A 15,174-nucleotide genomic window follows, 5' to 3' on the forward strand; every position below is an offset into this window, starting at 1 on the left:
CGGTAAGGCAGCGCAACCCCTCCTGCGTCGAGCCTGGCCAAGCGCCATCACCCACCTCGCGTCAGGGTTATCCCGTATATCGTATGATGACGATATTGATTTCAGGATTTCCCGATATTCGTTTCGTAAAGTTCCGATATGAATGACCGCGAAGCCGTCGACCTTGATGTCGATGCAATTCACAAGGCCTTGGCCAACCCGCTCCGGCGGCAGATTCTGGCTTGGCTCCGCGACGCCGAGCAACATTTCGCGATGCAGGAGCACCCGCTCGATTTCGGCGTGTGCGCCGGCCTGCTCGACGAGAAGGCCGGTCTCTCGCAATCGACGGTATCAGCGCACCTCGCAACGCTGCAACGTGCTGGCTTGATCACGTCCCGCAAGGTCGGCCAATGGATTTTCTACCGCCGCTGCGAGCCCACCATCGCCGCCTTTCTGGAACGGGTGCGCGAGAATTTGTAACAACAGCGTGTGACGACAGCGTGCGACGCAGGCCGGTGACGAAGCCGTGTGCCCCGACGCAGCGCGCCTGGCCGCCACGCGCACGCCGATATTGCGCGACATCGGACCGGCCGGCCTCAGCCTTTTTCACTCAAGACACCTCGTATTCATGCCCCTAGCTCTACTTGTCCTGTCACTCAGCGCCTTCGCAATCGGCACGACGGAGTTCGTCATCATGGGCCTGCTGCCCGATGTGGCGCACGACCTGTCCGTGTCGCTGCCGGCGGCCGGCTGGCTGATCAGCGCCTATGCGCTGGCAGTCGCCTTCGGCGCGCCGGTCATGGCGATGATCACGGCCCGCTGGCGGCGACGCACGGCCTTGCTCTCGCTGATGGTCATCTTCGTACTCGGCAACCTGTTCTGCGCGATCGCCGCGAACTACGGCTTGCTGGTGCTGGCCCGCGTCGTGACCGCGTTATGTCACGGCGCTTTCTTCGGCATCGGTTCCGTCACCGCGGCGGGTCTGGTCGAGCCGAACCGCCGCGCCCGCGCCGTCGCCCTGATGTTTACCGGACTCACGCTGGCCAACGTGTTGGGCGTACCGCTCGGCACGGCGCTCGGACAGGCCGCCGGCTGGCGGACACCGTTCTGGGCCGTGGTGGCGCTTGGACTGCTGTCGTTCGCCGGTCTGCGGCGCGCGTTGCCGGTGCGCAGCGACGAAACCCCGGCCGACCTGCGCCGGGAACTGCGGGGACTGCGCAGCACCGGGGTCTGGTTGGCGCTGGGCACGACGGTCTGCTTTTCGGCAGCAATGTTCGCGCTCTTCACCTACATCGCACCGCTTCTGCTGCAGGTCACCGGTGTGACGCCGCGCGGCGTGTCGTGGACGCTGTTCGCGATGGGCGTGGGACTCACGATCGGCAACGCGCTCGGCGGACGCCTGGCGGACTGGAACCTGTCGAAGGCGCTGTCGCTGGTGCTGATCGCGCTGTGCGCCACCTCGCTCGCATTGCACTGGACCGCGCCCTGGCTGTGGCCTTCGGAGGCGAACCTGTTCCTGTGGGCGGTCGCCGCGTTCGCGGCGGTGCCGGCACTGCAGGTCAACGTGATGCGCTTCGGCGCCGCCGCGCCGAACCTGATATCGACCTTGAACATCGGCGCCTTCAACCTGGGCAACGCGTTCGGCGCGTGGGTCGGCGGTCTTGTGCTGAGCGCCAACCTGGGTCTGCAGGCGACGCCGTTGGCCGCGGCCGCGCTGGCGCTGCTCGGCGTGTTCGCCAGCAGTCTCTCGGGACGCCTGGCGCGAGACCTGCCAGCCCAGCCCGACTGCGCAACCAGCTGAGCAACAGAATCCAGCGCGTGGCGCAGGGCGTCACGCACTTCCAGTGGGCCTTTGGCCCGTTTGTAACGCAAGTCATAAGGAAAAACGCAATGCCGCAACTCCTCGATCCGATTCGCGTCGGCGATCTCGACCTGCCGAATCGCGTTTTCATGGCACCGCTGACCCGCTCGCGTGCCACCGGCGGCGCGCGCGTGCCGAATGCACTGATGCGCGATTACTACGTTCAGCGGGCCTCCGCCGGCCTGATCCTGAGCGAAGCGACCTCGGTCACCCCGCAAGGCGTCGGCTACGCCGACACGCCCGGCATCTGGTCCGACGAACAGGTAGCGGGCTGGAAGCACATCACCGACGCGGTTCACGCGGCGGGCGGCCACATCTTCCTGCAACTTTGGCACGTCGGACGCATCTCGGACCCCAGTTTCCTGAATGGCGACGCGCCTGTCGCGCCGAGCGCCATCCAACCGGCGGGCCACGTCAGCCTGGTGCGGCCGCAGCGTCCCTACCCGACGCCGCGTGCGCTGCGCACGGACGAACTGCCTGGCATCGTCGCCGCGTACCGCAAGGGCGCGGAGAATGCACAAGCCGCCGGTTTCGATGGCGTGGAAATCCATGGTGCCAACGGCTATCTGCTCGACCAGTTCCTGCAGGATGGCAGCAACCGGCGCGACGACGAATACGGCGGCTCGATCGAGAATCGCGCGCGTCTGATGCTGGAGGTGACGGACGCCTGCATCGGCGTCTGGGGTGCCTCGCGAGTCGGCATGCACCTGGCGCCGCGCAGCGACGCACACGACATCAGCGACAGCAATGGCGCGCAGACCTTCGGCTATGTCGCAACGGCGCTCGGCCAGCGTGGCATCGCGTTCATCTGCGCCCGCGAGAGCCAGGCCCAGCCGCGCCTCGGCCCCGCCCTGAAGCAGGCCTTCGGCGGCATCTACGTGGCCAACGAGGGACTCGACAAGGCGACCGCTCAGCGCCTGCTCGATGCCGGAGAAGCCGACGCCGCCGCGTTTGGGCAGGCGTTCATCGCCAATCCGGACCTGCCGCGCCGCTTCCGGGACGATGCGCCGCTGAACGCCCCCAAGCCCGACCTGTTCTACAGCAGCGGCGCGGAAGGCTACACCGACTATCCGGCCCTCGCCTGAGGTCGACGCCTGAGGTCGACGCCTGAGGTCGACGCCTGAGGTCGACGCCTGAGGTCGACGCCTGAGGTCGACGCCCGACTGCGCGCTGCCGCCAGGCGACGCGCAGTCGGGCGGCCGGCCGGGGCCCACCGCCGGGGCGCGTGCTCCCCGGCCGGCCGCAATGACGCCCCAATGAGTGTCGGGGCCTCGCAAGCAGCCCGTGACGTCCGCCGTCCTTTCGCAGCGGGCCGTCATTTCGCCGTCGGCCCGCCGTCGCCTTCCTTCATCCTCTGTCATCGCACGGCCATCGAGCCGTCATTGGCCAGGCCAGCGGACCGTGGCCACCGATCCCGGCAAGCACCCGTTGCAACCCGCGTCGCCACCCTGCGACGGGCCGCCGCAGTCGACTCAAGTTTCCCTGCCACCGGCCGTTATTCGATACAACGGCGGCGGCTCCTCGCACTGCCGCCAGCCTCCGGCCAGCCGTTCCGGTCCTGCAGGACCCGGATCGCGCCAGCCGACACGTTTCATCCGGGTCTCAGGCCCCTCTGTACAAGGTTTCCCATGTTAGTCGTAGTCGGGTGGGTCGTCGTCGTGGCCTGTGTGGTTGGCAGTTTCATCGGTGCGGGCGGGCATCTGGCTGCGCTGTTGCAACCGCTCGAACTGCTCTGTATCGCTGGCGCGGCGATTGGCGCTTTCGTGGTCAGCAATCCCGGCAAGACCCTGCGCGCCACGCTCAAGGCGCTGCCGCTCTGCTTCAAGGGCAAGAGCTACGACAAGGCGCGCTACCTGGAGTTGGTGTCGCTGCTGTTCGAATTGCTGCAGAAGGCGCGCAAGGACGGCATGATGGCGCTCGAAGCCGACGTCGAAACGCCCGAGTCCAGCACGATCTTCAACAAGTATCCGGCGATCATGGCCGATCACCATCTGCTGGACTTCATCCTCGATTATCTACGAATGATGTCCAGCGGCAACCTGAACGTGCACGAGATCCAGGAGCTGATGGAAGCGGAGCTGGAGACGCACCACGAGGAGATGGCGATTCCGGCTGGCGCGATTCAGGGCGTGGCGGATGGACTGCCGGCCTTCGGCATCGTTGCCGCGGTGATGGGCGTGGTCCACACGATGGGCTCGGTCGGCGCCGCGCCCGCCGTACTCGGCAAGATGATTGCCGGCGCGCTGGTCGGCACCTTCCTCGGCATTCTGCTGGCGTACGGTTTCGTCGGTCCGCTTGCCAGCCTGCTGAACGCGAAGGCCAAGGAAGCGGCGAAACCCTTCGAGTGCGTGAAGTGCGTGCTGCTGGCCGCGATGGGTGGCTACCCGCCCAGCGTCGCGGTCGAGTTCGGCCGCAAGGTGCTGTTCTCGGTCGATCGTCCCAGCTTTGCCGAACTCGAGGCCGCCGTGAAGGCGACCCGCCAGCCGAAATGAGCGTCGCAAAGCGTCCAGCCACGCTGCTCGCTCGCAGCAGCCGGCCGGCATCCGGAGCACGGTGATGGCAGGCAACGAACGCGTCTCGCTGACCGTCATCCGGCGCAAGCGCAAGGGCGGCCACGCCGCCCACCACGGCGGCGCATGGAAGATCGCGTACGCGGACTTCGTGACCGCGATGATGGCCTTCTTCCTGCTGATGTGGCTGCTCGGCTCGACGACCAAAGGCGACCGACAAGGCATCGCCGACTATTTCAACACGCCGCTTACCGTGGCGCTCGCGGGCGGCGACTATTCGGGTGGCGCGACCAGCGTGCTGCCGGGCGGTGGTCCGGACATCACGCGCGCGCAAATCGGCGATGCGAAGGCCGCCCAGAGCGCCAGCCAGCGCGGCAAGGCCAGCGCCGATGACGCCGCGGCAAAGAAGCGGCGCGACGGCGAGGAACTGCGCCGCCTGCGGGCGTTGAAGACGCGGATCGAATCGTTGATCGATCGCAACCCGAAGCTCAAGCCGTTCAGTGACCAGATCAAGATCGACATCACCAGCGAAGGGCTACGCATCCAGATCGTCGACTCGCAGAACCGGCCCATGTTCGCCACGGGCAGCACCCGCCTGCAACCGTACACGCATGACATCCTGCGCGAGATCGGCGTGGCGTTGAACGACGTCGACAACCGCGTGTCGATCGCCGGGCACACTGACGCCGCGCCGTACAGCGGCGGCGCCGCCGGCTATTCGAATTGGGAACTCTCGTCGGAGCGCGCGAACGCGGCACGGCGCGAACTGATCGCCGGCGGCATGAACGAGCGCAAGATCATCCAGGTACGGGGTTTGGCCGACGCGTTGCCACTCGACCCGGCAGATCCGCTCGCGCCGATGAACCGGCGCATCAGCATCGTCGTGCTGAATCGCCAGACCGAGGCCGGCTTCATGCGCGATCGAGGCCGCGTCGACGTCAACACTTCGCAGGAAGCGTCCGACGCGATCGCGGCCAGCGCGGCGGCGAACACGGGCACGTACGCAGCCACCAACGCAGCCACGAGCACGGCGACGCATCCGTTGACGAAGCCGGTGACGAGCGCAGCGAACGACGCTGTGTCGAAGCCGGGGGCACAGGCACCGGCGGCCGTGGCATCGAGTACGGTGGCGACGGCCGCCAAGCCCGCAGCACACTGACGCAGCCGCTGTCGGCCCGCGCCGCATCAGCGCGTGGCGCACGGAAGCGATCGGAAGCGATCGGAAGCGATGCGCTATGCTGTTCGTTTCGATTGCGAAGCGGAGCGTACGACCATGCGCAACAAGCGACTCGGTAACACCGGCCTGTTCGTCTCGGAACTGTGCCTGGGCACCATGACGTTCGGCGGCAGCGGCGGCATGTGGGGGCAGATCGGCCAGCTTCAGCAAGCGGAGGCCGACAGCCTGGTGGGCCGCGCCCTCGATGCCGGCATCAATTTCATCGATACGGCCGACGTCTACGCGGAGGGTCGCAGCGAGATCATCACCGGCCAGGCGCTGCGCAACCTGAAGGTGCCTCGCGAGAACGTGGTCGTCGCCACCAAGGTGTTCGGCCCGACCGGCGACGGTACCAATTCCCGAGGCGCGTCGCGCGTGCACATCCTGGACGGCGTGAAGGCCAGCCTGCGGCGACTGCAACTGGACCACATCGATCTCTACCAGATCCACGGCTTCGACCCCGCCACGCCGATCGAGGAGACGCTGGGCGCCCTCGACACCCTCGTCAAGCACGGCCACGTGCGCTACATCGGGGTGTCGAACTGGGCGGCCTGGCAGATCGTCAAGGCGCTGGGCATCGCGGAGCGCCGGGGCTGGGCGCGTTTCGAGACCTTGCAGGCGTACTACACGATCGCCGGCCGCGACCTCGAACGGGAACTGGTGCCGATGCTGCAGAGCGAAGGACTGGGCCTGATGGTGTGGAGCCCGCTGGCCGGGGGCCTGCTGAGCGGCAAGGTGGGACGTGAACAGTCCGCGGAAGCCGGCACGCGGCGCGCGAGCTTCGACTTCCCGCCGGTCGACCGCGACCGCGCGTTCGATTGCGTCGACGTAATGCGCGAAATCGCGGACGCGAAAGGCGTCTCGGTCGCGCAGATCGCCCTCGCCTGGCTGCTGCATCAGCCGGTGGTGACCAGCGTGATCGTTGGCGCCAAGCGGCTCGACCAGCTCGACGACAATCTGGCCGCGACGAACGTCGCGCTCGATGGCGACGAGCTTGCGCGCCTCGGCCGCGTCAGCGCCCTGCCGCCCGAGTATCCGGGCTGGATGATCGAACGTCAGGGCGGCCCGCGTCGTGAGCAACTTGCGCAGGCCGCCAGTGCCGGGCGGTCGCCATCCGACACGCGATGACGCGTGCGCGGCCGCGCCGGCGGTTCAATACCCTAGCTGCCGATCGACGATATTGATCGGGTCTTCGCCCCGCTGGCGACGCGCGACGTTCTCGGCGAAGACGGCCAAGCCCAACTCGACGTAGCCATCCGGAACGTCGCAGGAAATGTGTGGCGTCAACACCGCGTTCGGGCAGTCCCACAGCGGCGAGTCCGACGCCAGCGGTTCGGCGTCGAACACATCCAGCATCGCGCCATTGAGATGGCCGCTGGCCAGTGCCTCGATCAGCGCATCCGAGTCGACGATCGGGCCACGGCCGACATTGATCAGGCTTGCGCCCGCCTTGCAGCGCGCCAAGCGCTCGCGCCCGAACAGGCCGCGTGTCTCCGCGGTCAACGGGCAGGCGACGACCACGAAATCCGCCGTGGGTAGGCGTGCATCGAGCGACGCGACGGTGTCGACGGTGTCGAAACCGGCGACCGCGCGGCCGCTGCGGCTGACGCCGTCCACCGTCAAGCCAAGCCGCGACAATGCGATGGCCGCCGCCTGTCCCAAGCCGCCCGTGCCGACGATCAGGGCGCGGCGACCGGCAACCGGGTGCGTCCATACCGGCGCCCAACGGTGATCCCGCTGTGCCGCCCACATCCGATGCATGCCCTGGTGCAGCATCAGCACCGCCATCGTCACGTATTCGCCAACACGATGTGCGTGGATGCCACTGCTATTGGTCAGCCAAGCCTCGGCCGGCAGCCAGTCGAACGGCGCGTAGCGCTCGACGCCCGCGTTCAGGCAGTGCACCATCTCGACGGCGCCGGCGTGCTCGCGCAGACGCGACACGTCGAACCGCAGCGCAGCGACGTAGCGGGCGCGTGACAACGCATCCAGATCGGGCGCATCGCCGTCGCAAACGACGATCTCGAACGTGCGCTCCACCATGCCCTTCGCGTCCGCCACCGCGGCTTCGTCATGCGCGGCATCGCCCAGCCAGGCCTTGGCGAGCGCGCTCACGACCTGGTCGCGTTCGAGCCGGTATGCCGGGCGACGGTCGACGTTTTCGGCGTAAATCACCGCGCGCGTGCCCGCGGCAGTCGATCCGCTCATGCGTTCGGGCGCGTCGCCCTTGCTGTCCGGTCTAGCAATCAATGCGGTCTCCCAATCTGGTCAATCAGCGTGCGCGGCCGGTGGTCGCGCGGTTAGAAAAGTGTCAGTGCGGCCAGCAGCTCACGTTACACCGTCGGGCCATGCCGTGCACCACGCGGCAGCCGGGTCGCCAGGCTTTCTCCCCGTTCCTCGGCGGACGCTCGCCTGCGTGCCACCCGGCGGATGCGCGCATCGCGCGCCGCGCTTGCCCTCGCGGGCGCAGGCCAGCGCGGCACAGGCGCGTGCGCTTCAGCCACGCGTCTGTGCCGCGCTACGGGACGTCGACCCGGCATCGAATTGCCCGTTGAGCAGCACGCGCACCGGTCCCAACGCCTCGGGCCGGGTCAGCACGCCAACCGTGCGAGGCGCGGTCTCCGCAGGCAACGGCAGCACCCGCAGCAGCGGGTCGGTACCCCAGGATGAATGGCGCAGGCGTGGCACGATGGCGACACCGGCATCCTGCCGAACCAGTTCGGCGATGGTTTCCAGCGAATTCAGCTCGAGCAGGCTTTGCACCACAACTCGCTGGCGACGCAACGCCTGCTCGATCAGCACACCGGTGCGTTGACTGGGATCGAAGCGCAGGAACGGCCGGCTCGCCAGCAGCGAGGGCGCATCGAGCGGCGCCGTGTCACGGTGAGCCAGCAGCACCATCGGCTCGTCGTACAGCGTGATCCACTGCAAGCGCTGGGGCAGCCTTGCCGTCGGCTGCGCCACGACGGCCGCGTCGACCTCGCCGCGCTCGAGCCGGTCGAACAGTTCGAACGACTTGCCGCTGAACAGGCGCACGGCCAGCTGCGGATGCGAAGTTTTCATCCGTGCGACGCGCAGCGCCATCATGCCCATCACCGACACCACGGCGCCGATGCTCAGCGTACCGCTGAACGCGGCATCGGTGTCCGAGCCGCCCTGCGAGGCCAGCGCGGCATAGCGGGCGACCAGTTCCTCGACACGCGGCAACAGCGCGTAGCCGTTGGCGCTCAACGTCACCGTACGGCCGCGCCGGTCGAACAGCGCTTGGTTCAGGTCCTGTTCCAAGGTACGCATCTGCAGGCCGACGGCGGCCTGCGTCAACGCAACGTGCTCCGCCGCCGCAGCGAAGGAGCCATGCCGCGCGATCGCGAGAAAGGTGCGCAGGACACGAATCGAGCTCATCGGACCTCCGGCAAGGCCGCGGTAAACGAGCACCGATCTTAAATAATTTCCTTATTGAGACACAAGAATTATTGGTTTTATAAAAGAAATTTTTTCCAAAATAATGGCCCTACCTTTTCCGCACACGGCACCCCAGGCGTTGTCGGGGCCGCCTTTCGCAGACGATATCCATGACTTTCGATTGGTCCAACCCCTACCCCACGGTCCGCATTCCGCTGTTTGCACGCAATGCGGTGGCGACGTCTCACCCGCTTGCGGCGCAGGCTGGCGTGCGCATGCTGCTTGCCGGCGGTAGCGCGGTCGATGCGGCGATCGCCGCGGCGGCCATGCTGACCGTCGTCGAGCCGGTGTCCAACGGGCTGGGCAGTGACGCCTTCGCCATTCTCTGGGACGGCAAGCAGCTGCACGGCCTGAATGCGTCCGGTGTCGCGCCGCGCGCGTGGAATCCGGCGTACTTCGCCGACAAGTACGGGGTGGACGGCAACGATTGCGCGAAACGCCCGACGCGTGGCTGGGACACCGTGACCGTGCCCGGTGCCATTTCCGCCTGGGCCGCGCTGCACGAGAAGTTCGGTAAGCTGCCCCTCGCCGATGTGCTGGAGCCGGCCGCGGAGATCGCCGAGCGCGGTCACACCATCGCGCCGGTAGTGGCGCACAAGTGGCAAGCCGCGATCCCCGATCTGCACAGCCAGCCGGGCTTCGCCGAGACCTTCATGCCGCACGGCCGGGCGCCGCGCGTGGGCGAGAAGTGCGTGCTGCCAGGCCACGCCAAGGCGCTGCGCATGATGGGCCAGCAAGGCGCGCGCATCTTCTACGAAGGGGAATTGGCCGAGCGCATCGTGGCGTATGCGCGCCAGACAGGCGGCTCGCTGACGCTGGACGATCTGCGCGACTATCGCCCGGAGTGGGTCGACACAGTCCACAAGGGCTATCGCGGCTACGACGTGCACGAGATCCCGCCGAGCGGCCAGGGCATCGCGGCGCTGGTCGCGCTGGGCATCCTGTCGCGCTTCGATCTGGCGGAGCTGCCGGTGGACTCGGCGCGTTCGCAGCACCTGCAGATCGAGGCGATGAAACTCGCGTTCGCGGATCTCTACCGTTACGTGGCCGACCCACGCGCGATGGAAGTAACACCGGCGGAAATGCTCGACGACGCCTATCTCGACTCGCGCGCCCGCCTGATCGATCCGGCGCGCGCCAGCCAGGTATCGCCGGGCATGCCGCGCGCCGGCGGCACGGTGTACCTGAGCGCGGCCGACGAGCAAGGCATGATGGTCTCGTTCATCCAGTCGAACTACATGGGCTTCGGCTCCGGTGTTGTCGTTCCCGGCCTCGGCATCAGCCTGCAGAACCGGGGCGTCGGCTTCTCGATGGATCCGCGTTCGGCCAATGTCGTCGCACCCGGTAAGCGGCCGTTCCACACCATCATTCCCGGCTTCCTGATGCGCGGCGGTCAGCCAGTCATGAGCTTTGGCGTGATGGGCGGCGACATGCAACCGCAAGGCCACGTGCAAACGCTGGTGCGGATGCTCGACTACCGGCAGCAGCCGCAAGCGGCCTGCGATGCACCGCGGTGGAAGGTCAATCGCGACTATTCGCTGGACGTCGAAGGCACGATGAACCCCGACACGGTGGCCGCGCTGCAGGCCATGGGCCACCGCCTGAAGTCGGTGGAAGACCCCTACATGGATTTCGGCTCCGGCCAGTTCATCTGGCGCCTGTCCGACGACCCCGACCACGGCTACGTGGCGGCGTCGGACAGCCGGCGCGACGGCCACGCGGTCGGCTTCTGAGCGCCTGATGCCAAGCGGCTGCCGTGCGCGGCCGCGTCGTGTTTCCTGCTCTGGACGCCCGGCCGACGCCGGGCGGCTCCGGGCGGCTCCCTGTCGCGCCCACTCGCTCAGATCATGCCAGTCAACCCTTCGTACCCGGCCGCGCCGGCGCTGCCCAATAAGTCGCCCAGCGCGCGCCGCATCATCATTTCCTCGTCGATCGGCAATGCCCTGGAATGGTATGACTTCCTGGTGTACGGCTTTTTCGCGTCCGCCATCGCAAGTCAGATCTTCCCGGCCCACAACGAGTTCGTCTCGATGCTGCTGGCCATCGGCTCCTTCAGCCTGTCGTTCCTGACCCGGCCGATCGGCGCCCTGGTGCTCGGACTCTATGCCGACCGGCGCGGCCGGCGCGCGGCCCTGTCGGTGTCAATCGGCCTGATGGTGCTGGGTACGTTCGTGGTGGCAGCGATGCCGTCGTACGCCCAGATCGGCATCGTGGCGCCGATCGCCGTGCTCTGTGCGCGGCTGGTTCAGGGTTTCGCGGTGGGCGGCGAATTCGGCAGCGCGACGGCCTTCATGGTCGAACACAGCGCGGCGAATCGCGGCTACTACGCCAGCTGGCAGTTCGCCAGCCAGGGCATGGCGGCCATCGCGGCCTCCGGCATCGGCGCGGTGTTGAGCGCTTCGATGCCCGCCGACGCGCTGCAGCAGTGGGGGTGGCGCCTGCCCTTCGTGATCGGCCTGCTGGTCGGGCCGGTGGGCTGGTACATCCGCAGCCATCTCGACGAGACGCCGGAATTCATCGCGGCGCAACGGCGCGAGGTCGGCGAACCGGAACATCCGCAAGCGCCAGCGCAACCGGCGCTGTTCTCCAGTCACTGGCTGAACCTGCTGCTGGCGATCGGCATCGTTGCCCAATCCACGGTCTCGGTGTACGTGCTGCAGCTGTACATGCCGACCTACGCCGCCAAGCAGCTCGGCCTGCCCGTCGCCACCTCCTTCGCGGTGGTCGTGCTCAACGGTGGACTGCAGATGATCTTCACTCCCGTGATGGGCGCGTGGTCGGATCGCATCGGCCGCATCCGCATCATGCTGGGCGCCTCGCTGTTGATGCTGCTCCTGATCTACCCGTTGTTCGCCCTGCTCCAGAAGCATCCGACCGTCCCGACGCTGATGATGCTGATGGCGTTCTCGGGAATCATGAAGGCCGCCTACTCGGGTCCGATGCCGGCGCTGATGTCCGAGATCTTCCCGACCAAGGTGCGCTCGACCGGACTGTCACTGGCTTACAGCCTCGGTGTCACGGTGTTCGGTGGCTTTGCACCGTTCATCGTGACATGGGTGATCGGGGTCACCGGCAACAAGCTCGCCCCCGCGTACTACGTGCTCGCCGCGGCCATCCTGAGCGGCATCGCGCTGATCGTGGTCGGCCTGCGCCAGCGTCGTATGCGTTGCATGCGTTGAGCGCGCCCGATCTCCGGTAGCGGCGCAGCGCGGCTTACACGCCCAGGACCGCCAGCATCAGGAAGGCGGCGAACAGCACGAAGTGGGTCAGTCCCTCGATCGCATTCGTTTCGCCGTCGTGCAGGTTGATCGCCGCCACCAGCAGCGTGAGCGTCGCCATCACCGTCTGCGCGGGCGTCATCGCCATCTCGATCTGACGGTCGGTGAAGAGGGCAAGCGCCTCGATGACCGGCACGGTCAGGATCACCGTCGAGAGCGATGCGCCAAGCGCGATATTGACGACCGGCTGCATCCGGTTGCGCAGCGAGGCCCGCATGGCGGTCAGCACTTCCGGACTGGCGGAGATGGCCGCGACCAGCAGCGCGGCCACGATCGGTGGCACGCCGCTGCCTTCGATGCCCATTTCGAGCGTCTTGGACATCACTTCGGCAAGCAAGCCGATCAGGATGATGCCGGCCGCCAGGCAGCCCGCCGACACGCCCACCGGGGCGGGCGCGTCGTGTTCGTGGCCAACCGCGGCGGGCGTGCGACGGGCCTCGGCGTATTTGTAGCGAAAGAAGTGGCTGTGCTGACCGGTCTGGAGCCGCAGGAACATGCCGTACAGCACTGCCATCAAGACGATGCTGAAAATCGAATAGGCCTGCCAGTGCCGGATCGGCACGAACTCCGGCACGACCATCGACACCCCCATCGCGGTCAGGATCATTACGATATAGGTGTTGCCGGAATCGACGTTGTACGGCTGTTCACCGTGCTTGAGGCCGCCGATGATCGCCGCGATGCCGAGGATGCCGTTGATGTCCAGCATCACGGCCGAGTAGATCGTGTCGCGCACGAGCGTCGGCGACGTGGTGTGGGTCATCATGATCGCCAGGATCACCACTTCGACGAAGACCGCCGAAAGCGTCAGGATCATCGTGCCATACGGCTCGCCCACATGATGTGCGAGCTGCTCGGCGTGATGCGCAACGCGCAGCGAGGCCAGCACGATGGTGACGATCAAAACCAGTGTGGCAATCAGTGCGGGGCCGCGGCCACCGGCCAGCACCGTGTGCTCGACGAAGTAGGCGAGCACGGTCACCACCAGGGCGATCAGCAGATTCTTTTCTTGTTTGAGCAGGGCGAACATCGTTCTCGTGACAGAGGCGGGTAGCGGCGGCGCGGATGCGACGCGTCAGGTGCGCTTGCGGCCACGCCGGGCGGCGGCGTGGCGGAGCCGAGCGCTCCGTCTATTCTGCCCGCTCCCGGCGCCGCCTGCCGACATGGGCCCACGGCCGGGGGGCGGCACGCGCCGGCGCCGGCGATGCCGTGCTGCCGTGCTGCCGTGCTGGCGCTACACGCTGCCCTGCATGCCACCCTCGCGCCGATCGATGCAACCGGCGTTACATCCCGAAAAGACGAAACGCTCGGCGCGTCGCGCGGGCTGGCCTTCGGGTCGAGGCCAGCCCCGCTCGATGGCAGGCGTCATGCCGGCCGGCAGCCGAGCGCGTCGTCGGCAGCGGGCCACGCGCGCGTTGCATCGGGCGGCCCGGGGATCGCGCTGACGCTCGCGGCATCGCCGTCCACCGTATAGACCGTGCCGCCGCTCGCTCGTGCGTCTCGCGGTCGCGCGCCGGTGGCCGCCTGCCCGCCGATCCGGCCCGAATGACGATCGATCACGAACACCCGGTTGCTTTGCGACGCCACGGCCAGCAGGTAACGGCCGTCGCGACCGTCCGCGAGCGCATTCAACGCACCGGCCGGACATTGCAGCACGCGCCGCACATTCGCCGGTTCGGCATTCGTATCGACCGCGACGACGCCGGCATCGTCGAGCACGTAGACGGCGCCGGTATCCCGTGCCACCACGATGGAGACCGGGTTCGGGCCGACCGGCACACGCGCCAGCACGGCGCGCTTGTCGGGGTCGATCACGACGAGCGCGCCGCCGGCACGATCGGTCGCATAAAGACGCCGGCCGTCCGGCGACAACCCCAGCCCGGCCGAACGCACGCGCGTGGCCGCTGGCTGCGGCGCGGCGCCGGGCGCGGTAACCGATGCGCCGAGCGGCACCGGCGAACCGATGACGTGGCGGCGCGCGGTATCGACCACGCGCAGCGCGTTCTCGGCGGCGTCGATCACGTACAACCTGCGATCGTTACGGTTCAGCAGCATGTCGCTCGGCAAGGTGCCGACGCGGATCTGTCCGATCATCCGACGCGTGCTCAGGTCCACGATCGATACCAACCGATCGCGCATCGCACTGACATAGATCAGGCGCCCGTTGCTGCTCGGCGCCACGTCCCACACCCCCCTGCCGCCGCCGTCAGCCGAACGATCCATTTCGCCGCCGCCGCGAATCGTGGCGACCGCGCGGCGGCGCCGTGCGTCGATCACCGAAACGGTATTGGCGGCATGATCCGCGACGAAAATCAGTCGACCGTCCTGGCTGACCGCCAGACGCGTGCCGCCCTTGCCGGTGGCGATCGCATAGGTGCCCTGAACAGACGGCGCCTGCGGGCCGGCGGGCGCGGCGGCGGCAGACAACGCCGGCGCATCCTGCGACGTGGTCGGGCCGCTGGCATCCTGTGCCGCCGGCGGCACCGCGCACGCGGCGAGGATCGCGCAGCACGAAAGCGCAAGCGACGCGCGCATCGGCAGCGTTGGCCGACGGTCGATGGCGCGGCCGGCCGGGGCGACGTGTCGGCGACAATCGTCGGCGGGCGGATGCGTGCATGGCGCCAGGGCGCGAGAACTCGGGACAGATCGAGGTCGAAACAAAACCGCTCCTCTCTGGATTGACGTGGAATCGAATTGACGGAATCGAAGCTGGCGACGCGCTGCCGCCACCGGCGCCACCGGCGGTACAGGCGGTACGGGCGGTACAGGCGGTACAGGCGGCTATAGCTAGTGTCCCGGCGGCCGCGCGGCAGCGTGCGCATGGTCGAGCGGGGACTGGACAGACGCGCGCAGCGCACCGCACGACGA

Annotated in this window: 12 protein-coding genes; 8 read left to right on the plus strand and 4 right to left on the minus strand. The window is 67.7% G+C overall.

The genetic code is table 11. The features are described 5' to 3' along the window. Positions 1 to 138: 138 nt before the first annotated feature. The 6 genes from BLU54_RS02615 to BLU54_RS02640 all read left to right on the plus strand — a co-directional run bounded on the left by BLU54_RS02615 (position 139) and on the right by BLU54_RS02640 (position 6,694). Positions 139 to 459 (plus strand): ArsR/SmtB family transcription factor, encoded by a 321-nt coding sequence (locus BLU54_RS02615; RefSeq protein ID WP_091904234.1) that lies wholly within the window; start codon positions 139 to 141, stop codon positions 457 to 459. A gap of 148 nt (positions 460 to 607) precedes the next feature. Beyond that, a complete protein-coding gene (locus tag BLU54_RS02620; protein WP_091904236.1) occupies positions 608 to 1,780 on the plus strand; it encodes an MFS transporter in 1,173 nt (390 codons plus the stop codon). A gap of 89 nt (positions 1,781 to 1,869) precedes the next feature. Next, the gene (locus BLU54_RS02625; RefSeq protein ID WP_091904238.1) at positions 1,870 to 2,925 is read left to right on the plus strand and encodes an alkene reductase; all 1,056 of its coding nucleotides are present in this window, start codon (positions 1,870 to 1,872) and stop codon (positions 2,923 to 2,925) included. Between the two features lie 543 nt (positions 2,926 to 3,468). Further along, positions 3,469 to 4,332 (plus strand): flagellar motor stator protein MotA, encoded by an 864-nt coding sequence (gene motA / locus BLU54_RS02630; RefSeq protein ID WP_091904240.1) that lies wholly within the window; start codon positions 3,469 to 3,471, stop codon positions 4,330 to 4,332. Between the two features lie 64 nt (positions 4,333 to 4,396). Continuing rightward, complete coding sequence (gene motB / locus BLU54_RS02635; RefSeq protein ID WP_091904242.1) at positions 4,397 to 5,509, plus strand: flagellar motor protein MotB; 1,113 nt, start codon at positions 4,397 to 4,399, stop codon at positions 5,507 to 5,509. 114 nt (positions 5,510 to 5,623) lie between these two features. Next, positions 5,624 to 6,694, plus strand: a complete 1,071-nt coding sequence (locus tag BLU54_RS02640) for an aldo/keto reductase (RefSeq protein WP_091904525.1) — start codon at positions 5,624 to 5,626, stop codon at positions 6,692 to 6,694. Between the two features lie 24 nt (positions 6,695 to 6,718). Here BLU54_RS02640 and BLU54_RS02645 read toward each other — a convergent pair whose 3' ends face one another. Further along, positions 6,719 to 7,816, minus strand: coding sequence for a D-2-hydroxyacid dehydrogenase (locus tag BLU54_RS02645; protein ID WP_139169431.1), 1,098 nt, complete (start codon positions 7,814 to 7,816; stop codon positions 6,719 to 6,721). 246 nt (positions 7,817 to 8,062) lie between these two features. Next, a complete protein-coding gene (locus BLU54_RS02650; protein ID WP_091904246.1) occupies positions 8,063 to 8,968 on the minus strand; it encodes a LysR family transcriptional regulator in 906 nt (301 codons plus the stop codon). Between the two features lie 170 nt (positions 8,969 to 9,138). Here BLU54_RS02650 and BLU54_RS02655 point away from each other — a divergent pair, with 170 nt between their 5' ends. Then, complete coding sequence (locus BLU54_RS02655) at positions 9,139 to 10,761, plus strand: gamma-glutamyltransferase family protein (protein WP_091904248.1); 1,623 nt, start codon at positions 9,139 to 9,141, stop codon at positions 10,759 to 10,761. A gap of 114 nt (positions 10,762 to 10,875) precedes the next feature. After that, positions 10,876 to 12,207 carry an MFS transporter gene (locus BLU54_RS02660; RefSeq protein ID WP_091904250.1) on the plus strand — a complete coding sequence of 444 codons (1,332 nt, stop codon included), beginning with the start codon at positions 10,876 to 10,878 and terminating at the stop codon, positions 12,205 to 12,207. A gap of 34 nt (positions 12,208 to 12,241) precedes the next feature. On the opposite strand, the gene BLU54_RS02665 is transcribed toward BLU54_RS02660, so the two are convergent. Continuing rightward, positions 12,242 to 13,336, minus strand: coding sequence for a calcium:cation antiporter (locus BLU54_RS02665; protein WP_091904252.1), 1,095 nt, complete (start codon positions 13,334 to 13,336; stop codon positions 12,242 to 12,244). 335 nt (positions 13,337 to 13,671) lie between these two features. Further along, complete coding sequence (locus BLU54_RS02670) at positions 13,672 to 14,841, minus strand: YncE family protein (protein ID WP_091904254.1); 1,170 nt, start codon at positions 14,839 to 14,841, stop codon at positions 13,672 to 13,674. Positions 14,842 to 15,174: the final 333 nt, after the last annotated feature.

It is taken from the genome of Chitinasiproducens palmae (genome assembly GCF_900095735.1).
GTDB classification, from domain to species: Bacteria; Pseudomonadota; Gammaproteobacteria; order Burkholderiales; family Burkholderiaceae; genus Chitinasiproducens; species Chitinasiproducens palmae.

Excerpts from the sequence above, each read along its gene's own strand:
- BLU54_RS02655 (WP_091904248.1), top strand. The coding sequence starts at position 9,139 with ATGACTTTCGATTGGTCCAACCCCTACCCCACGGTCCGCATTCCGCTG.
- BLU54_RS02665 (WP_091904252.1), bottom strand. The coding sequence starts at position 13,336 with ATGTTCGCCCTGCTCAAACAAGAAAAGAATCTGCTGATCGCCCTGGTG.
- BLU54_RS02650 (WP_091904246.1), bottom strand. The coding sequence starts at position 8,968 with ATGAGCTCGATTCGTGTCCTGCGCACCTTTCTCGCGATCGCGCGGCAT.
- BLU54_RS02625 (WP_091904238.1), top strand. The coding sequence starts at position 1,870 with ATGCCGCAACTCCTCGATCCGATTCGCGTCGGCGATCTCGACCTGCCG.
- BLU54_RS02670 (WP_091904254.1), bottom strand. The coding sequence starts at position 14,841 with ATGCGCGCGTCGCTTGCGCTTTCGTGCTGCGCGATCCTCGCCGCGTGC.
- motB (WP_091904242.1), top strand. The coding sequence starts at position 4,397 with ATGGCAGGCAACGAACGCGTCTCGCTGACCGTCATCCGGCGCAAGCGC.
- BLU54_RS02620 (WP_091904236.1), top strand. The coding sequence starts at position 608 with ATGCCCCTAGCTCTACTTGTCCTGTCACTCAGCGCCTTCGCAATCGGC.
- BLU54_RS02660 (WP_091904250.1), top strand. The coding sequence starts at position 10,876 with ATGCCAGTCAACCCTTCGTACCCGGCCGCGCCGGCGCTGCCCAATAAG.
- BLU54_RS02615 (WP_091904234.1), top strand. The coding sequence starts at position 139 with ATGAATGACCGCGAAGCCGTCGACCTTGATGTCGATGCAATTCACAAG.
- BLU54_RS02640 (WP_091904525.1), top strand. The coding sequence starts at position 5,624 with ATGCGCAACAAGCGACTCGGTAACACCGGCCTGTTCGTCTCGGAACTG.
- motA (WP_091904240.1), top strand. The coding sequence starts at position 3,469 with ATGTTAGTCGTAGTCGGGTGGGTCGTCGTCGTGGCCTGTGTGGTTGGC.